We start from the raw sequence: 23,559 nt of genomic DNA, 5'->3' as shown, positions 1-23,559 counted from the left end.
CCACTATCCAAGATCTACCTGGAATCCGGTTCGGGCGCCCGGGCAGGGGCGCGAGGCGAGACGCGAAGCGCGATGCGGGACGCGAAGCGAGGCGCGAAGCGAGGCGCGGGGCGGCATCCCGGCGGACCTTGTAGCGGTCGGGCTCGCTCCGCGCCGCAGCGCTACAACATCGACCAGGCAACGCCAGCACGGCCGGCTCACTGGCGAACTTGTGGAGTTCGGGTCAGCTCCGCACCACCACTATCCAAGATCTACCTGGAATCCGGTTCGGGCGCCCGGGCAGGGGCGCGAGGCGAGGCGCGAAGCGCGATGCGGGGCGGCGGCCCGGCGGACCTTGTAGCGGTCAGGCTCGCTCCGCGCCGCAGCGCTACAACATCGACCAGGCAACGCCAGCGCGGCCGGTTTGCTGGCGAACTTGTGGAATTCGGGTCAGCTCCGCACCACCGCTATCCAAGATCTGCCTGGGATTCGGTCGAGGCGTCGGCAGGAGACCACAGCGACGACGTACAACCCCGCGCCAGCGCCAAGGAGGCCCACAAGCAGGAAAGGGCGGAGACCACCCACGCGGAGATCAAGCGTGATCCCGGCGCAGGCAATCCCCGCCCCAGAGAAACCCCTAAGAAATATCCACACTCGGGTAGAGCGGGAAGTCGGCGAGCAGCTCCGTGGCCTGCTTCGACACCCGGTCCGAGACGGCGGTGTCGAGGTCGAACTTGGCCTTGGAGGCGCCGGCCTTGGTGCTGGTCAGCACCGTGTGCATGAGCTCGGCGATCTGGTCCATCTCCGCCGTGCCCAGGCCTCGCGTCGTCAGCGCGGGTGTGCCGATCCGGATGCCGGAGGTGTACCAGGCGCCGTTCGGGTCCTGCGGGATCGAGTTGCGGTTGGTGACGATGCCCGAGTCGAGCAGCGCCTGCTCGGCCTGGCGGCCGGTCAGGCCGTACTTGTCGACGTCGATCAGCACCAGGTGGTTGTCGGTGCCGCCGCTGACCACCGTGGCGCCGCGGCGGGTCAGGCCGGCCGCCAGGGCCTGTGAGTTGTCGACGATGCGCTGCGCGTAGTCGGCGAACTCGGGGCGGCGGGCCTCGGCGAAGGCGATCGCCTTGGCCGCCATGACGTGCGCGAGCGGGCCGCCGAGCACCATCGGGCAGCCGCGGTCCACCTGGTCGGAGAGCTCCGGCTGGCAGAAGACCGCGCCGCCGCGCGGGCCGCGCAGGCTCTTGTGGGTCGTCGTGGTGACGATGTGGGCGTGCTCGATCGGGTTGAAGTCGCCGGTGAAGACCTTGCCGGCGACCAGGCCCGCGAAGTGCGCCATGTCGACCATGAAGGTCGCGCCGACCTCCTCGGCGATCTCTCGCATCTTGGCGAAGTTCACCTTGCGGGGGTACGCCGAGTAGCCGCCCACGATGACCAGCGGCTTGAAGTCGAGCGCGGTCTGCCGCAGCGCCACGTAGTCGATCTGGCCGGTGGCCGGGTCCACGCCGTAGCTGCGCTGGTCGAACATCTTGCCGGAGATGTTCGGGCGGAAACCGTGGGTGAGGTGGCCACCCGCGTCCAGGCTCATGCCGAGCATCCGCTGGTTGCCGAACGCGGCCCGCAGCTCGGCCCACTCGGCGTCGGTCAGGTCGTTGACGTTGCGCTTCTGCACCTTGGCCAGCGCCGGCGCCTCGACCCGGTCGGCCAGGATCGCCCAGTACGCGACCAGGTTGGCGTCGATGCCGGAGTGCGGCTGGACGTACGCGTACGGCGCGTTGAACAGGGCCTTGGCGTGCTCGACGGCGACCGACTCGACGGTGTCGACGTTCTGGCAGCCGGCGTAGAAGCGGCGGCCGATGGTGCCCTCGGCGTACTTGTCGCTCAGCCAGTTGCCCATCGCGAGCAGCACGGCCGGGGACGCGTAGTTCTCGGAGGCGATGAGCTTGAGGGACTCGCGCTGGTCCGTCAGCTCCTTGGCGATCGCGTCGGCGATCCGGGGCTCGACGGCGCGGACCGCTTCCAGGGCGGAGCGGAACGCGGTCGATTCGGCGTTCAGTGCAGACATCGGACCTCCCTATCACAGGTGAAGAGGCCCAGGCGCACGGCAGGTCGTCCCCCAAGAACGGACGGGGCCGCTCCCCGATGGTTGGCCCATCCGAACGCGCCAGTCACGGCCCGCCGACCAGCATACCGGCGGCGCCGCCGATCGCGTCCGCCGGGAAAGCCCGGGCAGCCCGATCGTCCGGTCCGGGGCCACTAGCCTGACGATCGTGAACGGCGTGCAGATCTTGCTCATCGTCGGTGCCGGCATCGCCGTCTCCGCGCTGGCCCACCGCCGCGGCCTGCAGCCCGGCCTGATCATCGTGGTGCTGGCCGCGGTCGTCAGCTTCCTGCCCGGGGTGCCGCGGCTGGAGCTCGACAGCGAGCTGATCCTCGCCATCGTCATCCCGCCGCTGCTGTACTCGGCCACCCGGGGCGCGTCGGTCACCGCGTTCGGGCAGAACCTGCGGGCCATCTTCGACCTCGGCGTGCTGCTGGTGGTGCTGACCGCGGGCGCGCTCGGCGTGCTGACCTCGTGGCTGCTGCCCTCGATCGGGCTGACGGCCGCGTTTGTGCTCGGCGCGGTGCTGGCGCCGCCGGACACCATCACGACGGTGTCGCACGGCGCCGAGCTGGGCCTGCCGCGCCGGGTGACCGCCATTCTCACCGGGGAGAGCCTGGTCAACGACGCGACCGCGCTGACCCTGTTCAGCATCGCGGTGGCCGCGGTCAGCGGCGAGCACGCCAGCTTCGGCTCCGGCGCCCTGGAGCTGCTGCGCAACGCGGCCATCGGGGCGGCGATCGGCGGGGTGCTGTCGGCGCTCACGTTGTGGCTGCGCAAACGGCTCGGCAACCCGACGCTGGAGACCACGCTCGTGCTGCTGGTGCCGTTCACCGCCTTCCTGCTGGCCGAGCAGGTGGCGGCCTCCGGGATCATCGCGGTGGTCTCGGCGGCGTTCCTGATCAGCGCGAACACCTCCCTGGACCCGCGGCACCAGTACCCGGACGCCTACCGGACCCGGCTCCAGGAGGACGCGTTCTGGCCGGTGATGGACTTCCTGCTGGAGACGTTCGTGTTCGCGTACATCGGGTTGCAGTTGGGGTTCGTGATCGACGACCTGGCCGCCGGCGACGAGCCGGGGCTGGCACCGACCCTGATCGCCGCCGTGGTGCTGCTGCTCGCCGCGATCGTGGTGCGGCTGGTGGGCGTCTTCCTGCTGTTCGGCCGGTGGCAGCTGAGCGACCGGCTGCTGCGGGCGCGGCTCGCCCGCGATCCCGGGCTGGCCGACCGGTTGGCCGAGCGCCGTTCCCGGGGCCGCCGCAAGCGCGGCAACCGCACCCGGCTGGACGCGCCGACCACCCGGGACACCGTGCTGGTGGGCTGGACCGGCATGCGCGGCATCCTCACGCTCGCCGCGGCGGCCGCGGTGCCGGAGTCGGTGCCGGGGCGGGGTGCCATCCAGGCGATCGCGCTGATCGTCACGCTCGGCACGCTGCTGGTGCAGGGCACCACGATCCGCACGCTGATCCGGTGGCTGGGGGTGGACACCAGCGCCGAGGCCGAGGACGCCCGGGTGATGCGGGTCCGCGGCCAGGAGATCGCCGCGGCGGTGGGTGCTGGTTACGAGGGGCAGCGGCGCGCGCTCAGCGAGGCGATGATGCGCGGTGAGCTGGACGAGGAGACCACCCGCAGGCTGATCGGCGAGATCGACCTGCGGCAGGCCGCCGCCCGCACAGCGGACGTCTAGGGCTTGGCGTAGACCGAGATGTGGCTCTCGCTGGTAGCGCCGAACGGGCTGCGGTCCCAGTCGGCCCAGCGTTCGCGCAGGTGCAGGCCGGCCAGCTGGGCCATCAGGTCCAGCTCCGCCGGCCAGCAGTAGCGGTGCGCGGTGGGCAGCAGCTGGACACCCTTGGTGTCGACGGTGACGTGCTGCATCCGGATGCGCTGGGCGACCCGGTCGTGCAGGGTCAGCGTGAAACCGACCGAGTCCTCCAGCACCTCGTCGGTCTGGAACTGCCGGTCGTACGCCGCCGGGTCGGGCACGTAGCACTCGCACACGAAGGCGCCGTCCGGCTCCAGCACCCGGGCCACGTTGCGGAACGTGTCCACCTGGCGCGCCTGGCTGGTGAGGTTGAACAGGCTGTTCCAGACGACGTAGACCAGCGGGAACGGCCCGGTGTTCGGCACGTCCGCCAGGTCCGCGGTGAGCACGGGCAGGTCCCGGCCGCCCGGGGTGGCCCGCAGCCGGTCCACCACGGCCTGGGAGGCCTCGACGCCCTCGACCGCGTAGCCGCGGCGGGCCAGCGGCAGCGCCACCCGGCCGCCACCGATGGCCAGCTCGAGCACCCGGCTGCCCGGCGGAGCCAGCCCGGCCAGGAACTCCACGGCGGCGGTGGGGTCCGGGCCCTGGCTCAGGTCGTCGTAGCGACTCGCCCAGCGGTCGCCGAAGAACGCCGGGTCATCGAAGTCGGTCATCCCCCGACGCAATCAGACCCGGTCCGCACCCGCCACCGGTTTTAAATGGCGTGCCGGACCCGGCCGGGCGCGGTTAGGGTCGCCGGATGATCACGACGCATGCTCTCCTCGCCGGGGCCTCGACGCCCGGGGCGTGGGGACCGCTGCTCTCGTCCCGCCCACGTTTCCGGCGTCGCGCCCTGGCGGCCGTCGCCGACTGATCGAGCACCGCGCCAGGGCCCTCCGCGTCCTTTTCCCCCGGACGGGCCTCGATGACGCCTGTCCGCGTTCGCCGCCGGTCGGCGGCAGACAGGACCACGGTCATGGCGCTACCCAGACGAGAACACGCCCGCACCCGCCGGGCGTTCGGCCAGAACTTCCTTGCCGACCCGAGTGCGGTCCGCCGCCTGGTCGCGGTCGCCGGCATCGGCCCCGGTGACCTGGTGTACGAGGTGGGCGCCGGCCGCGGTGTGCTCACCGGCGAGCTGGCCCGGCACACCCGGCGGCTGGTCGCGTACGAGGTGGACCCGCAGGTGGCGGCGGAGCTGCCCCGGCTGCCGGGCGTCACCGTGCGGGTGGCGGATTTTCTCCGCGCGGCGCCCCCGGACCGGCCGTTCGGGGTGGTCGGCAACATCCCGTACGCGCTGACCTCGGCCGTCGTGGACTGGTGCCTGCGCGCCGAGCACCTCACCGCGGCGACCCTGCTGACCCAGCTGGAGTACGCCCGCAAACGCACCGGCGACTACGGCCGGTGGACCCGGCTCACGGTCGGCACCTGGCCGGTGGTGAGCTGGACCCTGGCGGGCCGGATCCCCCGCTCGGCGTTCCGTCCGGTGCCGCGCGTCGACGGGGGCATCCTGCGGCTGGAGCGGCGGCCGGTCGCGCTGGTCGAGCCGGCGGCCCTGCAGGCGTACCAGCGCTTCGTGGAGCTGGGCTTCACCGGCCTCGGCGGGTCTCTGCACTCCTCGCTGGCCCGCCGGTACGGCACCCGCCGGGTCACCGCGGCGTTCCGGGCCGCACGCCTGCCCGCCGAGGTGCCGGTCGGCCCGGTCTGGCCGGAGCAGTGGCTGACGCTGTTCCGGCTGCTCGACGCCCCACGGCGGTGAACGGCTGCGCCGCGGTGGGCTCAGACCCGGAAGCGTTCCGCGACCCGGCGCAGGTCCTCGGCCAGCCCGTTGAGCTGGCTCACCGCGGCGTCCGCCTCCACCAGCGTGCTGCTGGTCTGCTCCGCCGAGTGCGCCACGCCGTTGATGTTGGTCGCGATGGTCGAGCTGCCTTCCGCGGCCTCGCCGATGCTGCGGCTCATCTCGGCCGTGGTCGCCGTCTGTTCCTCCACCGCCGAGGCGATGGTCACCTGGTAGTCGTTGATGCGCTGGATGATCTGGGAGATCTCGCCGATCGCCTCGACCGCGCTGGAGGTGTCCGCCTGGATCGTCTCGACCCGCCGGGAGATGTCCTCGGTGGCCCGGGCGGTCTCCTGGGCCAGGTCCTTGACCTCGCTGGCCACCACCGCGAAGCCCTTGCCCGCGTCGCCGGCCCGGGCCGCTTCGATGGTCGCGTTCAGGGCCAGCAGGTTGGTCTGCTCCGCGATCGCGGTGATCACCTTGACCACGTCGCCGATCTCGGCGGACGAGGTGCCGAGCTTGGCGACGGTGTCGTTGGTGCTCTGCGCGACGCCGACCGCGCTGGAGGCGACCTGCGCCGCGTTGTTGGCGTTCTGCGCGATCTCGCGGATCGAGGCGCCCATCTCGTCGCTGCCGGCCGCGACCGACTGCACCGAGGCCGAGACGTCACCGGCGGCACCGGCAACCAGCCCGGCCTGGGCGGCGGCCTCGCGGGCGCTCTCGCCGATCCGGGCGGTCACGCCGGTGAGCTGCTGGGTGCTGGCGCCCAGGTTGTGGGCGCCGGAGGTCAGCGACGACACGGTGGCCCGCAGACCCTCCCGGGCCCGGTTGACCGCCATCGCCATCCGGCCCAGCTCGTCGCGGGAGCGCACCTCGGCGGCGATGGTCAGGTCGTTGTCGGCCACCGCGCCCAGCGCGGTCGCGACGGTGGCGAGCTGCTGCTTGATCAGCCGGACCACCAGCAGCGCGATGGCGCCGGCCAGCAGCATGCCGATGATCAAGGAGGCGATCATGATGGCGCGCGACTTGCGGAACTCGTTGTAGGCCTCCTTGGCCAGGGCGTCGGCCTCGACGTCCTCGAGCTTCTGCAGGTCGGCCACCGCGGTGTTCATCGCGCCCTCGACGCTGTTGAACTCGGCGAGCAACCGTTCCGGCGCCGGCAGGGTGTATCCGCTCGCCATCGGTTCCTGGAACAGCACGGTGTCGCGGAGCGCGCGGTAGTGCTTCATCGCCTCGCTGAAGGTGTCCAGGTTCTGCTCGCGGGCCGGCGAATCCGCGGCGATCCGCGAGTAGGCGCCCAGGGCGGCTTCGATCCGGACGTCGGCGGCGCTGACGGCGTCCCGGCCCAGCTTCTTGCCGGCGGCGTCGGCACCGATCTGGTAGAGCAGCATGCCGCGGAACATCTCGGCGATGCCGCCGCGCAGCTCGGCCACCTGCTGCAGGCTGTCGACGTGGTTGACCTTCATCCGGTCCAGGTCACCGCTCATCTCCGCGGTCCGGTAGATGCCGAGCCCGCCGATGACCACGGCGACGATCGCCATCGCGACCACCGCGACGGTGTTCTTCACGGCCAGGCTGCGGTCGGCCAGCAGGCCCGTGATCGGGTTGCGCTTGACCGTGACCCGCTCGGCGTCGTTCAGCTGTGCATGGAACATCCCCGCCACCTTCCGCTCGCGATGAATCATCGCTCCCGAAAAGGCGGAAGTGGGGCAGAACGCGAAAGCTGGTCAAACCACTACGAGATGGACCAGCTCGGCGTCGCCCGGCCGCCAGCCGTCAACCGCCACGGCCACATAGCGGGCCTGCCCGGACAGCGGCGCGTAGGTCAGACCGTCCCTGGAGGCCTCCACCCGGACCGGGCGGCGGCGGCCCCTGGACCAGGTCAGCCGCACGTCCGAGACCGCGACGACGGCGCCCAGGTCGACGACCATCCGGCCGGGCCCGCCCGGCCGCCACGCCGTCCGCGGGTCGCCGTCCACCGCGCGTGCCGGCGCTGTCATGCCCGCCGGCAGCGGCGAGGTCGGGAAGGTCGTCCGGCCCCGGGCCAGGTCGGCGGTCGGGGTGATCGGCGCGCCCGGCACGACCACGGCGCGCGACCGGCCGGGCCGGAGCCGGACGGTCGAGGACCAGGAGCCGGCCCGGACCGTGACCACGACCCTGCGCTCCGCGGGCGCCGTGATGGTCAGGTGGTGCGAGTCGGTCACCTCGAACCGGGTGCCGTCGGGCACCGCGTCCTCGAGGGTGAACCGGGGCGGCTCGACCAGCGCCGTGCCGCCCGCGACGCTGACCGTCCAGTCCAGGCCCCGGTGGCGGGCCACCTGGGTGCCCCGGTAGAGCCGGCGGGCGGACGGGATGCGCACCGGCACGGAACCCGCCCGGCGGGGCGTGAGGTTGAAGACGCTGAGGTAACCGTCGGCGTCGCTGATCAGCAGGCCGCGGCCGGCCGGCAGGGTGCGGGCGGCCAGCGTGGCCAGGTCGGTGCGGTGGCCCGCATACCCCTCGATGATCGGTGCGGCGGCGGCCACCCCGGAGGCGCTCACCACGATCTTGCGCTTCGCCCCGTGCGTGACGATGCCGGCCCGGCCGTCGATGCCGACCCAGCCCGCCGCCGACCGCGTCTCCGGCACGGCGGCCACGTCGGTCCAGGTCAGCCCGTCGGTCGAGGTCTGGATCAGGAAGCTCTTGCCGTACGCGGCCTCCCAGGAGATGCGCACGCCGGCCACCCGTACGGCCGAGCCCAGGTCGACGGCGAGCCAGCTGTCGGCGCGACCACGCTCCTCGCGGGCGACCGCCCAGCGGGTCTCCGGGTTGCCGTCGGTGGCGTTGCGGGCCGGGTTCCAGATGTCCTCGGACGAGGCGGTCGGCATCGCACCCTGCGCCAGGTCGGCGCCCCGGGTGTCCAGCACGGCGAAGGTGAAGATCGAGTAGCCGTACTCGGTGCCGGGCTCGCGGCCGAGCATCCGCACCCAGCGGGCGTCGCGGGGGGTGAACGTGATGTCCCCGTCGTCCTGCTCGCCGAGCAGCGCCGTGCCGGTGGGCGTGGTGAACGTGCGGCTGCCGGTCAGGCCGGGCACACCCGGCATGGTCAGGTTGAACAGGGAGAGCCGGCCCTCGCCGGGCAGGCCGGTGCTCGCGTAGACCACCGTGCCGGTCGGCAGCGTGGTGAACCCGGCCCGGCCGCCCGGGACGGCCAGCACGGTCGCGGTCGCGTCGACCCCGTCGCGGACCTTGCTGTAGGCCCTGGTCCACTGCGCGGTGGGCGCGGTGCCGCCGGGCAGGAAGGCGGGCTCGCGGGTGTCGATCAGCCAGTTGTCGTGGCCGGGCTGCCAGAGGAAGTTGACAAAGCCGGCCTTGGTGACGGCCGCCGCGAAGGCGCGCTCCGACTGGTGCGCGGTCAGGCCGACGGTGCGGCCGAAATTCCGGGTGCCGCTCGCGCGGCGGAAGAACTCGGCCTTGCTCACCGGCGCCACCGGCTTGTCGCGCAGCCGGTGGAAGAGGTACGAGATCGCCAGCTCGGCGCGGGCCTCCGGCTCGTACTTGTCCTCGCCGCTGAACTTGGTCAGCTGGTACTTGGGCTCGTACCGCAGGTACGGCGTCAGGCGCTCGGCCAGGTCCGCCTCGGCGCGCGCCGCGTCCCGGTCGCCCTGCACCTGGGCCAGGAACGCCAGCGGGAGGATGTCGCGGCCGTACAGGTGGTAGCGGTCCGCGATCATCGGCATGACCGGCTCGCCGGCGTCGCTGGCCAGCAGGCGCAGGGTGGCCCAGAGCTCAGTGCCGTTGGGCTGCCGGGTGAGCACCTCGGGCAGCGGCCGGCCGGCGACCAGGAAGTGGATCGCCGCCCGCCCCGCGGTGCGCCAGAGCTCCGCCTGGTAGTGCGGGCTGGCCGAGCCGTGGTTCTCGACGATGAAGGTGTCGTGCAGGTTGTGCGCGGTGGCCCGCTGGTCGATCCGCTCACCGTCGACGACCGCGGGGTTGGCCAGGTCGGCGGCGGGCAGCCCGCTCGCGTTGGTGGCCCAGAGCAGGAACCGTTCCCGCCAGCCCTCGGCGGCCGTGTCGTCGCCGGCCCAGGCCAGGCCGGGCGCGAGGGCCTGGGCGTAGACGCCCATCTCCTCGAGCTTGGTGTTGCCGAGCCAGCCGCCGGTCGTGCCGTGCGGCGACCAGTCGCCGCTGAGCGGATCGTCGTCCGAGCCCAGGCCGTACGCGTACGAGGCCTGCCCGACGGCGATCCGCTGCACGTTCTGCCGGGTCTGCGCGTCCAGGTCCGCCCAGAGCAGCCGGGCGGCGAGCACGAAGTACACCTCGAAGGTGGAGTCCCAGAACAGCCGCCGGCCCCACTCGGTGCCGCCGGCGAACCGGTTGGTGGCGGCGTACCGCTGGATCGTGGCGACCGTCTTGGCCTTGAGCGTGCCGGCGTCGACGTCGGCCAGCCGCGGGTCGAAGTCGTCCAACCCGAGCAGGACGGCGTTGCCCAGCACCACGGCGAAGCGGAAGTCCTCAGCCCGGTACGCGCCGATCTCGGTGTCCCACTGCTCCTCGACCCACCGGGTGTGCAGGTGCAGCAACTCACGGTAGACGTCGGCGACCGGGTCGGCCGGCGCCGCCGAGGCCCGCGTGGGCAGGCTCAGCGCGCCGCCGACGCCGCCGGCACCGGCCAGCGCGAGCAGCTGTCGTCGGGACAGGACGAACAAGGGACCTCCACGGCAGAACAGGATGCCCTGGACAGCCTTCGCGTCCGCCCCAAAGACTGTCAAATCACCTTTCGGCCACGAGGGCTCTCGATGCGGACCGAGCGACCAGCATGCCCGATCAGGCCCGGTGGAACCCGGCGAGGGAGACCCACCTCACTGGACGGGTGTGACGAAGTTCCGGAACCCAGATTGCTTGCGTGTTACGTAATGCATCGATGAAACTGACACCACCGTCCCCACAGCACGTCCCCCCGACCGATGGCGCCGGCTCCACCCGAGGCCGGCGCCTCGGCTCGTCCAGGGACCGGTGATCCGTCCGTACCGGATCTGACCGGCACGTCGGGCTGTCCCGCGGCCCGCGCCGCCCGATACGGAATATCCCGCCGCGCTCGGGGCACCCCTCCGGTGAATCCACCGAGACGGAGGCACATCACGATGCGAGCACTCACCTGGCAGGGCACGTCCAAGGTGTCGGTCGAGACGGTTCCGGACCCCAAGATCCAGGAGCCGACGGACGCCGTCGTCCGCATGACGTCGACCGCCATCTGCGGCTCCGACCTGCACCTGTACGACGTGCTCGGGATGTACCTCGACCAGGGTGACGTCCTCGGTCACGAGCCGATGGGCATCGTGGAGGAGGTCGGCGCCGAGGTCACCCACATCAAGCCGGGCGACCGCGTGGTCATCCCGTTCAACATCTCCTGCGGTCGCTGCTGGATGTGCCGCCGGGGGTTCTTCGCCCAGTGCGAGACCACCCAGGTCACCGAGCACGGCAAGGGCGCGTCGCTGTTCGGCTACACCAAGCTCTACGGCCAGGTGCCGGGCGGCCAGGCCGAGTACCTGCGGGTGCCGCAGGCGCACTTCGGGCCGATCAAGGTGCCGGACGGCCACCCCGACGAGCGTTACCTGTTCCTCTCCGACGTGCTCACCACGTCCTGGCAGGCGGCGCAGTGGGCCGACATCACCCCCGGCGGCACGGTCTTCGTCACCGGCCTCGGCCCGATCGGCCAGATGACCTCCCGGATCGCCCGGCACCTGGGCGCCGGCCGGGTCATCGCCACCGACAACGTGCCGGAGCGGCTCGCCATGGCCGCGCGGCACGGCATCGAGACGATCAACTTCGACGAGGTCGACGACGTGCCGGCCGCCGTCCTGGAGCTGACCTCGGGGCGCGGGGCGGACAGCGTGGTCGAGGCCGTCGGCATGGAGGCGCACGGCACCCCGTTCCAGGAGTTCGCCCAGAAGGCCGCCGGGCTGCTGCCCGACGCGGTCGCGCGCAAGGCCATCGACACCGCCGGCGTGGACCGGATGGGCGCGCTGCGCACGGCGTTCGCCGCCGTCCGCCGGGCGGGCACCATCTCGATCATCGGCGTGTACGGCGGCCAGGCCGACCCGTTCCCGATGTTCGACCTGTTCGACAAGGGCGTGACCCTGCGGATGGGCCAGGCGCACGTGAAGCAGTGGGTGGACGACATCCTGCCGCTGCTGACCGGCGACGACGACCCGCTGGGCGTCGACGACCTGACCACCCACCGGATGCCGCTCGAGCAGGCCCCACATGCGTACGAGATGTTCAAGAAGAAGGAGGACGGCTGCATCAAGGTCGTGCTCAAGCCCTGATCCTGGTTGCCGGCCCGCCCGATGGGGAAGGATCGCGGCAAGGTGTTCAGCGCCCGCGACAAGGTCGTGATCGAGGACCTGGCCGGCGCCGAGGTGGCCAGCGTGCACCGGCACCTGGTGGCGCTGCGGCCGACGTACGAGATCCGGATCGGCGGGGAGAAGGCCGCGGAGGTCCGCAAGAACCTCTTCACGCCGTTCCGGGACAAGTTCACCATCGACGTGCCCGGCCCCGACGACCTCACCATGAAGGGTGACCTGCTCGACCACGAGTACGTGATCGAGCGGGACGGTCAGGAGGTGGCCGCGGTGTCCAAGCGCTGGCTGACGATCCGGGACACGTACGCGGTGAAGGTGCCGCCCGGCGAGGACCCGCTGCTGGTCATCGCCGGGGTGCTCGCTCTCGACCTGGCGCTGGCCCGGGAGGCGAAGAAGGACGAGAAGAAGCAGAAGGACGAGGAGTAATCGGACAACGATCCACTGTGACCGACCGACTACATAAAGTGACTCATACTTTCGGCTAGTCATCTATGGTCCACTCGGTTAAGGTCGTCATAACCGAACGGCCAAGCGTGCGCGGACGACGGTGATCACATCGATCGCCGTCACCCGTGGAACCGATAGCGATACCTTGCCCGACCGGGCCCGGTGCAAACCGGGCCGGCTCTCCGGACAGGTGCCAGGAAGGACCACGAGATGACTGCCACTCAGACGGTAAAGACCTCGGAGACGAAGTCGAAGATCAGCGAGGCGCCGGAGGACAGCGCCGCCGATCTCCTGAATGCGATGGCTGCCATGCCCGTCGGTCACCCCTCCCGCGCGTCGCTGCGGGACCGGGCGATCGAGGCCTGGCTGCCGCTGGCCCGCCACCTCGCCCACCGCTACTCCGGCCGCGGCGAACCCACCGACGACCTGATCCAGACCGCCACCGTCGGCCTGATCAAGGCCGTCGACAAGTTCGACCCCGAACGCGGCGTCGACTTCGCCGGCTACGCCATCCCCACCATCATCGGCGAGATCAAGCGCCACTTCCGCGACCGCACCTGGTCCGTGCGGGTGCCCCGCCGCCTGCAGGAGCTGCGCCTGGCCATCACCGAGGCCAACAGCACCCTGACCCACACCCTCGGCCGGTCCCCGACAGTCGCCGACATCTCCGTGCACCTGGGCGTCACCGAGGAAGAAGTCCTCGAAGGCCTGGAAGGCGCCCGCGCCTACAACGCCACCAGCCTGTCCACCCCGATCAGCGCCGACGGCACCACCGAACTCGGCGACACCCTCGGCGGCGAGGACCACGAGTTCGAACTCGCCGAGACCCGGGTCGCCCTCGGCCCCGCCCTGGCCATGCTCGACGAGCGTGAACAGAAGATCCTCACCCTGCGCTTCTACGGCAACCTGACCCAGTCGCAGATCGCCGACCAGGTCGGGATCTCCCAGATGCACGTCAGCCGCCTGCTCACCAAGGCCCTGACGAAGCTGCGCACGCAGCTCGCCAGCGAGACCATCTGATCAACCCGCAGACTGAACGCCGGCCCGGTTCGGGCCGGCGTTTCTGCGTATCGGGAGGAGTGACACGGTGAGTGAGCCTGGCTGGGTCGAGCACGCGGTGTGGTGGCAGGTCTATCCGCTGGGTTTTGTCGGCGCGTACCCCGCCGGCCGGGAGAACGGCGGGCTGGCCCGGATCACCGCCTGGCTGGACTACGCCGTCGAGCTGGGCGCCTCCGGCATCCTGCTCGGGCCGGTGTTCGCCGCCGAGACGCACGGCTACGACACCACCGATCACCTGCGGATCGACCCGCGGCTGGGTGACGACGCCGACTTCGACACGCTCGTCGCCGCCGCGCACGAGCGCGGGCTGCGGGTGCTGCTCGACGGGGTGTTCAACCACGTCGGGCGCGGGCACGCCGCCTTCCAGGCCGTCCTCGACCAGGGCCGGGACGCGCCGACCGCCGGGTGGTTCAACCTCACCTGGCCGGACGGCGGCGGCGAGCCCGGATACGACACCTTCGAGGGCCACGGCGCGCTGGTCGCCCTCAACCACGCCGAGCCGGCCGTCGCCGACTACGTCACCGAGGTGCTGACCCACTGGCTGCGCCGCGGCGCGGACGGCTGGCGGCTCGACGCCGCGTACTCGGTGCCGACCGGGTTCTGGGCCACGGTGCTGCCCCGGGTCCGGGCGGAGTTCCCGGACGCGTACGTGGTCGGCGAGGTCATCCACGGCGACTACGCGGAGTTCGTGACGCAGTCCGGCGTGGACTCGGTGACCCAGTACGAGCTGTGGAAGGCGGTCTGGAGCGCGCTGAACGCGGCCAACTTCTTCGAGCTCAGCTGGGCCCTGGAACGGCACAACGGGTTCCTCGACCACTTCGTGCCGCAGACCTTCGTGGGCAACCACGACGTGACCCGGCTGGCCAGCATGCTCGCCGACACCCGGCACGTGCCGCTGGCCCTGGCGCTGCTGTGCACCGTGGGCGGCACCCCGTCGGTCTACTCCGGGGACGAGCAGGGCTTCCAGGGCGTCAAGCAGGACCGGGAGCACGGCGACGACTCCGTCCGTCCGGCGTTCCCCGCCACCCCGGCCGACCTGGCGCCGTACGGCTGGTCGCTCTACCACCTGCACCAGGAGCTGATCGGGTTGCGCCGCCGGCACCCGTGGCTGCATCGCGCCCGGACGAGCACGGTGCACCTGACCAACGAGCAGTTCGCCTACGCGGCCACCGACGGGACCCACCGGCTCGTCGTGGCCCTGAGCGTCGGTGCTGCGCCTGCCGAGCTGCCGGTGCCGTACGGGAAATCGGTGCTGCACGGCGCCGCCGAGCTCAGGCTGGCCGGCTCGGCCGACGCCGCGGTGGTGCTGCCGGCCCACGGCTGGGCCGTGCTGGAGGCATGAAAAACGCCCGCCGAAGGGCGGGCGTTTTTCAGCGGCTCAGCGGATCAGAACCATACTTTTCGGCCACCGACCGGGCGGCCGACGGCGCCCAGGATCCACAGCACGGCTCCGATGACCAGCAGGATGGCGCCGATCGTGTAGAGGATCGAGACGTCGAGGAAGATGCCCAGCAGCAGGAGGATGAGACCGAGAATCAACATGGGGGGCTCCGTTCCAGGGGGCGGCTTGTCCGCCGGCCTCCTGATACCCAGGGCGCCGATTTTCCAATCACCGGCCGCGCCGGGCGGTCAGCGCTTGGGCGGGGCCAGCACCCGGCTGACGTCGGCCGGGGGCCCGAAGGTGGTCATGAACCGGTCGCGGAACTGGTCCATCGGCCAGACCGGCGCCTGCGGGGCCGGCGCGATGCCGGCGGTCCAGCCCCAGTCCGACGCCTTGGCCATGACGTTCTTGTCCTTGGCCAGCAGCGTGATCGGCACGTCCCGGCTGGCGCCGTCGCCGACGATGAGCGACGACGGCTGGTGGTCGCCGAGCAGGATCATCACGGTGTTCTCGTCGCCGTAGCGCTCCAGCCAGGAGATCACGGTGGTGAGCGTGTACTGGATCGACCGGGAGTACTCGCGGCGCAGCTTGACCGGGTCCTTCCAGATCGAGCCGACCTTCTTGCCCTCCTCCTGGATCTGCTTGTAGATCGAGCCGTCGCCGACGTCGTCCCAGTCGATGAACTGCGGCAGCGGCGCCCACGGCGTGTGGCTGGAGACCAGCGGCATCTCGACGAACATCGGGTCGTGCGCCGGGCCGTGCACGTTCTTTTCGAACCAGGACAACGTGTACTGGTCGGGCTGCGGCGCCCAGCTGAAGGCCGGACCCTGGTAGCCGGTGTTCCGGGAGTCGTAGACCTTGTCGTAGCCGTAGAAGTTGCCCTCCGGCCAGGCCCGGGTGGCGCCCGGCATGACGCTCATGGTGTCGAAGCCGGCCTTGGCGAAGGCGCTGGTCAGGGTGAGCCGGTTGCTGGAGGTGAGGTTGCGGTAGCGGTTCTGCTTGTCGATCCACAGCCCGGACAGCAGGGTGGAGTGCGCCAGCCAGCTGCCGCCGCCGGCGGTGGGCGAGCCCAGCCAGCCGCTCCGGCTCACGTAGCCGGCCTGCTTCAGGGTCGCGTTGCCCTCGGCCAGCACGTCGACCGTGCCGGGGTTCAGCGCCGGGTCCTCGATCGCCGAGCGGCCGTAGCTCTCCACGAAGAAGACCATGACGTCCTTGCCCCGCAGACCGGTGAGCAGCTGGTCACCGGGCACGCCGCTGAACGCGTCGGTGGCCGCGAGCTTCTCGAACGCCTTCTCGTCGCGCAGGCCACCCTTGATCATCTTCGCCCGGTCCCAGACGTACATCGCCGAGCTGCGGGCGGCGACCGGGATCGTGCCGAAGACCTGCACGCCGAGCACCAGCAGGACCACCCAGACGGCCGTACCGGTCAGGGCGGTGCCGAAGGACGCGCGCCGGTGCCGGTCGGCGACCTTGGTGATCCGGATGGCGGCCAGGCTCATCAGCGCGAGGATCGCCAGCACCAGCACGATCACCCCGACCACCGCGCCGATCGCGCCGGCCCGCCCGGCGGAGTCCGCCAGGAACGACTGTGCGTCGTCGAAGAGCACCCAGTCGAGGACCGGGTCGAACGGGCGCGACAGGGTCGCGTGAAAACCCATGTCGATGATCTTCTCGATGGTCAGCAGCGCGAGGCCGCCGCCCAGCACCCCGGCGGCGATCCGCTTCCACCGGCCCGGCAGCAGCAGGACCAGCCCGATCGCGACGAAGCCCTCGATCGGGAGCCGCACGTAGGTGCCCGGCCGCTCGAACCTGCTGAGGATGTTCGGCATGATCAACGCGGCGAAGACCAGCATGAACGCCGACACGGTCAGCGTCTGAGCGGCGATCTTCCGCAGCCGGCCGGGCTGCTTGGCCGGCTCGGCCGCAACCGTCGCCTCGGACTCCGTGGTCACCACGGGCTCCGCGGTCACCGGCGCCTCCACCTGCGGAGCACGACGAAAACGGGCGGCGAGTGCTTCACGTACCGAACCAGACAAGACTTGGCCCTCCTCCGGGACATCCCGATGAGGGGAACGGATCTCGGCCGCATGTAGTTCAATCGGCGCTCGTGGACGCACCCGAGGGCCCGGCCGGATCGAGCTCGTCCTGCACGACATCGGCTGGTGGCAGGAGGAGGACCAGCCGGCCGCCTGACGCCCCGGCTGTCCACAGGTTGTCCACAGGGCCCGCGGGCTGGGCGGATGGGTTGACACATCGGAGTGGATCGATACAGGCTGATCTTCGTCATGGCCTGACATCGATGTCATCTGGGGGCAGCGCATGTTCCGATCCCGTACCGTCGCCGTGCTCGCCGGGGTGGCCCTGAGCGTGCCGTTCGGCGCGGCGGCCCACGCCGCGGCACCTCCACCGCTGGTCGCCGAGCCCGCGGCGTACGTGAACCCGTTCATCGGCACGACCAACCTCGGCAACACCTACCCGGGCGCGGTCACGCCGTTCGGGATGCTGGCCTGGAGCCCGCAGACCTCGCGCGGCAACCAGCTCTCGATCCCCGCACCAGGCGGTTACCAGTACACGGCGACCCGGATCCGCGGGCTGAGCCTGACCCACCTCAGCGGGGTGGGCTGCTCGGGCGCCAACGGCGACATCCCGGTCATGCCGCACGTCGGTGAGATCACCAGCTCGCCCACCGCGGACGCTGCTGACGCGATCTTCGCGAGCACGTTCTCGCACGCCAACGAGGCCGCGAAGCCCGGCTGGTACCAGGTCGGCCTGGACAGCGGCGCCGGCGCGGAGCTGACCGTCACCCCGCGGACCGGTTACGGCAAGTTCACCTTTCCCGCCGACAAGCCGGCCGGGCTGCTGTTCCGCACCTCGCTGTCGGAGACCGGCAGCGAGGCCGCGACCGTGCACCTCGACCCGGCCACGCGGACGGTCAGCGGGTCGGTGCGCGCCGGCAACTTCTGCGGGCCGCAGAGCACCGACAACTCGCACGCGTACTACACGCTGCACTTCACCGCGAAGCTGGACCAGCCGTTCGCCGCCACCGGCACCTGGACCGACGGCACCCTGCAGCCGGGCAGCACCGACGCCACGGGCGGCAGCGGCTACAGCAGCACCGGGCGCCCCAACCCGGGCCGGGGCTCCGGCGGCTACGTGCGCTTCGCCCCGGGCACGACCAGCGTGGGGATGCGGGTCGCGATCTCGTACGTGAGCCTGGCCGGCGCCGAGGCCAACCTGGCCGCCGAGTCCCCGGAGCGGCTCAGCTTCGCCGCGATCCAGGCCGCCGCCCGCAGCGCATGGTCACGGCGGCTCAAGAAGATCCGGATCGGCGGCGGCACCGAGGATCAGAAGACGACCTTCTACACCGCGCTCTACCACGCCATGCTGGAGCCGACGCTGACCAGCGACGTGGACGGCCGATACTACGGCGCCGACGACGCCGTCCACCCGCTCTCCCCCGGGCAGCAGGCCCAGTACGGGACCTTCTCCGGCTGGGACGTGTACCGCGCGCAGGTGCAGCTGCTGGCCCTGCTCGACCCGCGGATGGCCGGTGACTTCGCGCAGTCGCTGTTCACCTACGCCACCCAGCGGGACGGCGAATGGGACCGCTGGCTGCTGCAACACGGCAAGACCGCGGTGATGTCCGGCGACCCGTCGGCGGCGGCGGTGGCCGGCATGTACGCCTTCGGCGCCCGCGACTTCGACGTCCGGGGCGCGTTCGAGTCGCTGGTGACGGCGGCGACGGTACCGACCGAGAACGACTCCAGCGACGCCGGCTGCAACGTCGAGTGTGTGGGGCAGCGGCCGTCGCTCGACAAGTACCTGTCGCTGGGTTACGTGCCGGCCGACAACTGTCACTGCTGGGGCGGTGCGGCCGAGACCCTGGAGGACGCGGCGGCCGACTACGGCATCGCCGAGCTGGCCAAGGCCCTGGACGAGCCGGAGCGGCACCGGGAGTTCCTGGACCGCTCGCACAACTGGCGTAACGTCTTCGACCCGGCCGCCCGGGCGGACCCCGGCCTGGCGCACAACATCCGGGAACGGATCACCGGGATCACCGCGAGCGCGGACAACCCGCCCGGCGAGTCCAAGGCCCAGGTCTTCGACGGCGACAAGGGCACCAAGTGGCTGACCTTCGCGGCCACCGGCTGGGTGCAGGCCCGGACGGCCACCCCGCTGACCGTCGACCGGTACGCCCTGACCTCGGCGAACGACGTGCCGGCCCGGGACCCGCGGGACTGGCGGCTGCAGGGCTCCCCGGACGGCACGACCTGGACGACCCTCGACACGCAGACCGGGCAGAGCTTCGCGGCGCGCGGCGAGACCCGGGAGTTCACCGTGGCGGACCCGCAGCCGTACGCGTACTACCGGCTCACCGTGGACGCCAACGGCGGCGCCCCGATCGTGCAGCTGGCCGAGCTGGAACTGGCCGATCCGGCCGTACCCACCCCGGTGCCCGCCGACGGGGCGTACGCCGGCTGGATGCGCGACCGCTATGCCGACGGGCACTGGGCCGAGGGGTTCAGCCCGTCCACCGGCGCCGGCTTCGTCGAGGGCAGCAGCGCCCAGTACACCTGGATGGTCTACTCGGACGTGGTCGGCCTGGCGGCGGCGATGGGCGGCACGGACGTGGCGGTCGAGCGGCTGGACGCGTTCTTCCGCAACCCGGACGGCACGTTCGACCTCAGCGCCACCAAGAGCACCAGGTTCGACGCGACCAACGAGCCGGACATCCAGACGCCGTACCTCTACAACTACCTCGGGGCCGCGTACCGGACGCAGGAGACGGTCCGGGCGATCCTCGACGGCAAGTGGAGCAACGGCACGGGCGGCATCCCCGGCAACGACGACGCGGGCACGATGAGCGCCTGGTACGTCTTCTCCGCGCTGGGCCTCTATCCGACCGTGCCGACCCGCGCCGAGCTCGCCCTCACGAGCCCGCTCTTCCCGCGGGCGGTGGTGCACCTGGCGAGCGGCCGGGACCTGACGATCACCGCACCCCGCGCCGAGGAAAAGTCGATCTACGTACGGGAACTCGCGGTGAACGGCAGAACGACCACGAAGGGGTGGTTGCCCGCCGGGGCGCTGACCAAGGGCGCCGAGCTCACCTACCAGCTGGCCGCCACCCCCAGCCTGACCTGGGGCAGCGGCCCGGGAGACACCCCGCCGCAGAACTAGTTGCGGGCCGGTTGTATTAAAGGTGCGAGCGGGACACGGGGTGCCTTGGCGAGGGATCGTCAGGGCACCCCCACGTTTGTGTTCCGCCGGGGTGGATACCGTGGGGACGGGCCGCAGGCCCCGATACCGAGGACGGGAGACTGCTCAGCCCATGCCGCCCGTCGACGATCTGCCCAGCTTCCTGCACAGTGTTGCGCCCATCCTGGACCGCTGGGGTTACCTGGCCATCGCGGGCGTGATCGGGGTGGAGAGCTTCGGGGTGCCCGCGCCCGGGCAGACGATCATGGTCGCCGCCGCGATCTACTCCAGCTGGGGCCGGCTGGACATCTTCGCCGTCGCCGCGATCTCGTTCGTCGCCGCCGTGCTGGGCGACAACATCGGCTACTGGATCGGCGTCCGGGGCGGCCGGCGGGCCGTGCACCGCTTCGGCAAGTACATCTTCATCACGCCGGCCCGGCTGGAACGCGCGGAGCGGTTCTTCGCCCGCCGGGGCAACCGGATCGTGGTGGTGGCCCGGTTCATCGACGGCCTGCGCCAGCTCAACGGCGTCATCGCCGGCATCACGGCAATGCCCTGGCGCACGTTCCTGATCTACAACACCATCGGGGCGGCGCTCTGGGTGGGCTGGTGGTGCACGATCTCGTACCTGCTCGGCACCCACCTGGTCGAGATCATCGAGCAGCTGCACAAGTATCTGTACTGGGCGATCGCGGCCGGGGTGCTCGCGGCCGGCGGATACGTCTGGTGGCACCTGCGGCGCCGCCGCGCCCGGGAAGCGGTCCTCACGCCGGCCGCGGTGGAAGACGTCCAGGCCTGACGATTGCCTATCACCCCCGCGGGTACGGGACAGTTCTGACCGGATGGGAGTGATAGTCGTGACCACCACCGCCCGACCGTTGGATCGCCGCCGGGACAAGGCGGGCAGCGCAGGTGCTGCCGCCGTCGCGGCCCGGACCGCGGTCACCGACATCGACCACCAGCTCAAGACCGTCGCGAACCTGGCCGAGCAGCAGCAACTGGCGCTGCACCGGGCCGTCGAGGAGACGGCGCGGCTCAAGCGGTCGCTCAAGGCCGCCGGCAAGCGCCGGAGCGAGCTGGTCATGGAACGCAAGAAGGCCGCCGCGCGGGCGGACCGGGCCCGAGCCAAGGCCGCGGCCGCCGAGGCGAAGTACGACAAGGAACTGCTGGCGGACCTGGTCCGCCGGGAGAAGGAGAAGGACCGGGCGTCGCGGACCGGCCGGCCCGGCGGGCCGCGGGGCCGATAATCAACCCATGATCGAGCACAGGGAGGTCCTCGTCATCGGCGCGGGGCTGTCCGGGATCGGCGCGGCGTACCGGTTGCAGACCGAGTGCCCGGGGCGCGGCTACGCGATTCTCGAGGCGCGCGAGGCCAGCGGCGGCACCTGGGACCTGTTCCGCTATCCGGGGGTACGGTCCGACTCCGACATGTTCACCCTGGGCTATCCGTTCCGGCCCTGGCGGCAGCCGAAGGCCATCGCGGCCGGGTCGACCATTCTCGACTACCTGCGCGACACCGCCGCCGAATACGGCATCGACAAGCACATCCACTACGGCCGGCGGGTCGTCGGCGCGGCCTGGTCGACGGCGGACGCGCGCTGGACGGTACGCACCGACACCGGCGAGGAGTGGACCTGCTCGTTCCTGTACCTGTGCACCGGCTACTACCGTTACGAGAGCGGCTACGAGGCGGACTTCCCGGGCCGGGAGCGGTTCGCCGGCGAGATCGTGCACCCGCAGCACTGGCCGGCCGGGCTGGACTACGCCGGCAAGCGTGTGGTGGTCATCGGCAGCGGGGCGACCGCGGTGACGCTGGTGCCCGCGCTGGCGGAGCAGGCCGCGCACGTGACGATGCTGCAGCGCTCCCCCAGCTACCTGCTCGCCCTGCCGGCGCGCGAGGGCGGGGCGAGCCGGGTGGGCCCGCAGCTGATCCGGGCCCGCAACGTGCTGCTGACCTGGGCGCTCTATCAGGCGTCGCGGCGCTGGCCGGCCCGGGTGGCCAAGGCGCTGCGGGAGGGGGTGGCGAAACAGCTGCCTGCGGGCGTACCGGTGGATCCGCATTTTGTGCCCCGCTACGACCCGTGGGACCAGCGGCTCTGCATCGTGCCGGACGGGGATTTCTTCGCCGCGATGCGGGCCGGCCGGGCCTCGGTGGTGACCGCGACGATCGACACCTTCACCGAGCACGGCATCCGGTTGAGCACCGGCGAGCAGCTCGACGCCGACGTGATCGTCACCGCGACCGGGCTGACCATGGTGGCGTTCGGCGAGATCGCGCTGAGCGTCGACGGCCGCCCGGTCGACTCCCACGAGCTGCACGTCTACAAGGGAATGATGTTCGACGGGGTGCCCAACCTGGCCTGGTGCGTCGGCTACACCAACGCCTCCTGGACGCTGCGCGCCGACCTCACCTCGACCTACGTCTGCCGGCTGCTCAACTACCTGGCCCGGCACCGGATCGACATCGCCACCCCGCGGCTGCCCGCCGCGGCCCACGACACCGGCGAGCCGCTGATGAACCTCTCCTCCGGCTACGTCCGGCGGGCCGCGGCCGTGCTGCCCCGGCAGAGCGACCGCCGCGCCTGGCGGATGCTCAACAACTACCTGCTCGATCTGCCGCGGATGCGACTGAGCAGGATCGACGACGGTGACATGATGTTCGCCCGGACCAGGACGGGAGATTGATCGTGGAACGCTTCACCTTCGCTGGGCGCACGTGTGTCATCACGGGGGCGGCGAGCGGGATCGGCGCGGCGCTGACCCTCGACCTGGCCCGCCGCCGGGCGGTGCTGGCGCTGGTGGACCGCGACGCCGAGGGCCTGGAACGCGTCGCCGGGCTGGCCCGCGAGCTGGGCGCGCAGGACGTGAGCACGCACCTGGTCGACCTCTCCGACGGCGGCGACCGGCTCGACCTGGCGGCCGCGGTCGCGGAGCGCCACCGCGGCGCCGACCTGCTGGTCAACAACGCCGGGGTGGCCCTGAACGGCACCTTCGACCAGGTCAGCATGAAGGACTTCGACTGGCTGCTGGAGATCAACCTGCACGCGGTGATCCGCACCACGAAGGCCTTCCTGCCGCAGCTGCTGAGCCGTCCCGGCGCCCACGTCGTGAACATCTCCAGCCTCTTCGGCCTGATCGCCCCGCCCACCCAGGTCGCCTACGTGACCAGCAAGTACGGCGTCCGCGGCTTCTCCGAGTCGCTGCGGCACGAGCTGGCCGGCAAGGTCGGCGTGACGGTGGTGCACCCCGGCGGCATCAAGACCAACATCGCCACCAGCGCCCGGCTCAGCGGGGCGGACGAGGACGGCACGCAGGCCGCCCAGGCCGCCGAGTTCACCCGCAGGGCGCTGACCCTGCCGCCGGAGGAGGCGGCGAAGCTGATCGTGGCGGCGGTCCGGGACCGCAAGCCACGCCTGGTGATCACCAAGGTGGCCAAGCTGGCCGACCTGCTGGCCCGGGTGGCGCCGGCCCGCTACTGGAACGTCGTGCAGCGTCAGCTGGACAAGAGAGGCCTCACATCATCCTGACCGTCACGTTCGG

17 protein-coding genes and 1 riboswitch are annotated in these 23,559 nt (G+C 71.5%); of the genes, 11 read left to right on the top strand and 6 right to left on the bottom strand.

Annotation, left to right across the window (positions count from 1 at the left end; translation table 11 throughout):
• Nucleotides 1-616: 616 nt before the first annotated feature.
• Nucleotides 617-2,038, bottom strand: coding sequence for a glycine hydroxymethyltransferase (locus tag ACIBQZ_RS01515; protein ID WP_396086482.1), 1,422 nt, complete (start codon nucleotides 2,036-2,038; stop codon nucleotides 617-619).
• Nucleotides 2,039-2,057: 19 nt separating this feature from the next.
• A riboswitch (ZMP/ZTP riboswitch) is annotated at nucleotides 2,058-2,155 on the bottom strand.
• A 97-nt stretch (nucleotides 2,156-2,252) separates the two neighbouring features.
• On the opposite strand from ACIBQZ_RS01515, the gene ACIBQZ_RS01510 reads away from it, so the two are divergent.
• Entirely contained in the window at nucleotides 2,253-3,761 is a 1,509-nt protein-coding gene (locus ACIBQZ_RS01510) for a cation:proton antiporter (protein WP_396086481.1), read from the top strand.
• On the opposite strand, the gene ACIBQZ_RS01505 is transcribed toward ACIBQZ_RS01510, so the two are convergent.
• Nucleotides 3,758-4,489, bottom strand: coding sequence for a class I SAM-dependent methyltransferase (locus ACIBQZ_RS01505; protein WP_396086480.1), 732 nt, complete (start codon nucleotides 4,487-4,489; stop codon nucleotides 3,758-3,760). The two genes, ACIBQZ_RS01510 and ACIBQZ_RS01505, sit on opposite strands and share 4 nt — an antisense overlap.
• Nucleotides 4,490-4,791: 302 nt before the next feature.
• On the opposite strand from ACIBQZ_RS01505, the gene erm reads away from it, so the two are divergent.
• Nucleotides 4,792-5,574 (top strand): ErmE/ErmH/ErmO/ErmR family 23S rRNA (adenine(2058)-N(6))-methyltransferase, encoded by a 783-nt coding sequence (gene erm / locus ACIBQZ_RS01500; protein WP_396086479.1) that lies wholly within the window; start codon nucleotides 4,792-4,794, stop codon nucleotides 5,572-5,574.
• Nucleotides 5,575-5,594: 20 nt separating this feature from the next.
• Here the strand turns inward: erm and ACIBQZ_RS01495 are convergent, their stop codons facing one another.
• Nucleotides 5,595-7,247 carry a methyl-accepting chemotaxis protein gene (locus tag ACIBQZ_RS01495; protein ID WP_396086478.1) on the bottom strand — a complete coding sequence of 551 codons (1,653 nt, stop codon included), beginning with the start codon at nucleotides 7,245-7,247 and terminating at the stop codon, nucleotides 5,595-5,597.
• Nucleotides 7,248-7,319: 72 nt separating this feature from the next.
• Nucleotides 7,320-10,280, bottom strand: coding sequence for a discoidin domain-containing protein (locus ACIBQZ_RS01490; RefSeq protein WP_396086477.1), 2,961 nt, complete (start codon nucleotides 10,278-10,280; stop codon nucleotides 7,320-7,322).
• 435 nt (nucleotides 10,281-10,715) lie between these two features.
• On the opposite strand from ACIBQZ_RS01490, the gene ACIBQZ_RS01485 reads away from it, so the two are divergent.
• The 4 genes from ACIBQZ_RS01485 to ACIBQZ_RS01470 all read left to right on the top strand — a co-directional run bounded on the left by ACIBQZ_RS01485 (nucleotide 10,716) and on the right by ACIBQZ_RS01470 (nucleotide 14,784).
• Nucleotides 10,716-11,900: a zinc-dependent alcohol dehydrogenase gene (locus ACIBQZ_RS01485; RefSeq protein ID WP_396086476.1), complete on the top strand. Its 1,185-nt coding sequence runs from the start codon at nucleotides 10,716-10,718 to the stop codon at nucleotides 11,898-11,900.
• Nucleotides 11,901-11,942: 42 nt separating this feature from the next.
• Complete coding sequence (locus ACIBQZ_RS01480; RefSeq protein WP_396086475.1) at nucleotides 11,943-12,362, top strand: LURP-one-related/scramblase family protein; 420 nt, start codon at nucleotides 11,943-11,945, stop codon at nucleotides 12,360-12,362.
• 321 nt (nucleotides 12,363-12,683) lie between these two features.
• On the top strand, nucleotides 12,684-13,403 hold the full coding sequence (locus tag ACIBQZ_RS01475; protein ID WP_396086792.1) for a SigB/SigF/SigG family RNA polymerase sigma factor: 720 nt from the start codon (nucleotides 12,684-12,686) through the stop codon (nucleotides 13,401-13,403).
• A 67-nt stretch (nucleotides 13,404-13,470) separates the two neighbouring features.
• A complete protein-coding gene (locus ACIBQZ_RS01470; RefSeq protein WP_396086474.1) occupies nucleotides 13,471-14,784 on the top strand; it encodes an alpha-amylase family protein in 1,314 nt (437 codons plus the stop codon).
• A 44-nt stretch (nucleotides 14,785-14,828) separates the two neighbouring features.
• On the opposite strand, the gene ACIBQZ_RS01465 is transcribed toward ACIBQZ_RS01470, so the two are convergent.
• Entirely contained in the window at nucleotides 14,829-14,984 is a 156-nt protein-coding gene (locus ACIBQZ_RS01465; protein WP_396086473.1) for a hypothetical protein, read from the bottom strand.
• Between the two features lie 87 nt (nucleotides 14,985-15,071).
• Entirely contained in the window at nucleotides 15,072-16,793 is a 1,722-nt protein-coding gene (locus ACIBQZ_RS01460; protein ID WP_396086472.1) for a sulfatase-like hydrolase/transferase, read from the bottom strand.
• A gap of 349 nt (nucleotides 16,794-17,142) precedes the next feature.
• On the opposite strand from ACIBQZ_RS01460, the gene ACIBQZ_RS01455 reads away from it, so the two are divergent.
• The 5 genes from ACIBQZ_RS01455 to ACIBQZ_RS01435 all read left to right on the top strand — a co-directional run bounded on the left by ACIBQZ_RS01455 (nucleotide 17,143) and on the right by ACIBQZ_RS01435 (nucleotide 23,546).
• The gene (locus ACIBQZ_RS01455; RefSeq protein ID WP_396086471.1) at nucleotides 17,143-20,001 is read left to right on the top strand and encodes a GH92 family glycosyl hydrolase; all 2,859 of its coding nucleotides are present in this window, start codon (nucleotides 17,143-17,145) and stop codon (nucleotides 19,999-20,001) included.
• 151 nt (nucleotides 20,002-20,152) lie between these two features.
• Nucleotides 20,153-20,818 carry a DedA family protein gene (locus ACIBQZ_RS01450; protein WP_396086470.1) on the top strand — a complete coding sequence of 222 codons (666 nt, stop codon included), beginning with the start codon at nucleotides 20,153-20,155 and terminating at the stop codon, nucleotides 20,816-20,818.
• Between the two features lie 58 nt (nucleotides 20,819-20,876).
• On the top strand, nucleotides 20,877-21,266 hold the full coding sequence (locus ACIBQZ_RS01445; protein ID WP_396086469.1) for a hypothetical protein: 390 nt from the start codon (nucleotides 20,877-20,879) through the stop codon (nucleotides 21,264-21,266).
• 7 nt (nucleotides 21,267-21,273) lie between these two features.
• Complete coding sequence (locus ACIBQZ_RS01440; protein ID WP_396086468.1) at nucleotides 21,274-22,704, top strand: flavin-containing monooxygenase; 1,431 nt, start codon at nucleotides 21,274-21,276, stop codon at nucleotides 22,702-22,704.
• 2 nt (nucleotides 22,705-22,706) lie between these two features.
• Nucleotides 22,707-23,546: an SDR family NAD(P)-dependent oxidoreductase gene (locus tag ACIBQZ_RS01435; protein ID WP_396086467.1), complete on the top strand. Its 840-nt coding sequence runs from the start codon at nucleotides 22,707-22,709 to the stop codon at nucleotides 23,544-23,546.
• The last annotated feature ends 13 nt before the right edge of the window (nucleotides 23,547-23,559 follow it).

This window comes from Actinoplanes sp. NPDC049599 (assembly GCF_044465625.1).
GTDB lineage: Bacteria > Actinomycetota > Actinomycetes > Mycobacteriales > Micromonosporaceae > Actinoplanes.
Note: the sequence above shows the minus strand (reverse complement) of the source record. Positions and strands in the feature narration are given on the sequence as shown.

What these genes read in the sequence shown, in the direction of transcription:
- ACIBQZ_RS01455 (WP_396086471.1), top strand. Translation starts at nt 17,143, where the DNA reads ATGTTCCGATCCCGTACCGTCGCCGTGCTCGCCGGGGTGGCCCTGAGC.
- ACIBQZ_RS01475 (WP_396086792.1), top strand. Translation starts at nt 12,684, where the DNA reads ATGGCTGCCATGCCCGTCGGTCACCCCTCCCGCGCGTCGCTGCGGGAC.
- ACIBQZ_RS01495 (WP_396086478.1), bottom strand. Translation starts at nt 7,247, where the DNA reads ATGTTCCATGCACAGCTGAACGACGCCGAGCGGGTCACGGTCAAGCGC.
- ACIBQZ_RS01505 (WP_396086480.1), bottom strand. Translation starts at nt 4,489, where the DNA reads ATGACCGACTTCGATGACCCGGCGTTCTTCGGCGACCGCTGGGCGAGT.
- erm (WP_396086479.1), top strand. Translation starts at nt 4,792, where the DNA reads ATGGCGCTACCCAGACGAGAACACGCCCGCACCCGCCGGGCGTTCGGC.
- ACIBQZ_RS01450 (WP_396086470.1), top strand. Translation starts at nt 20,153, where the DNA reads ATGCCGCCCGTCGACGATCTGCCCAGCTTCCTGCACAGTGTTGCGCCC.
- ACIBQZ_RS01440 (WP_396086468.1), top strand. Translation starts at nt 21,274, where the DNA reads ATGATCGAGCACAGGGAGGTCCTCGTCATCGGCGCGGGGCTGTCCGGG.
- ACIBQZ_RS01515 (WP_396086482.1), bottom strand. Translation starts at nt 2,038, where the DNA reads ATGTCTGCACTGAACGCCGAATCGACCGCGTTCCGCTCCGCCCTGGAA.
- ACIBQZ_RS01485 (WP_396086476.1), top strand. Translation starts at nt 10,716, where the DNA reads ATGCGAGCACTCACCTGGCAGGGCACGTCCAAGGTGTCGGTCGAGACG.
- ACIBQZ_RS01465 (WP_396086473.1), bottom strand. Translation starts at nt 14,984, where the DNA reads ATGTTGATTCTCGGTCTCATCCTCCTGCTGCTGGGCATCTTCCTCGAC.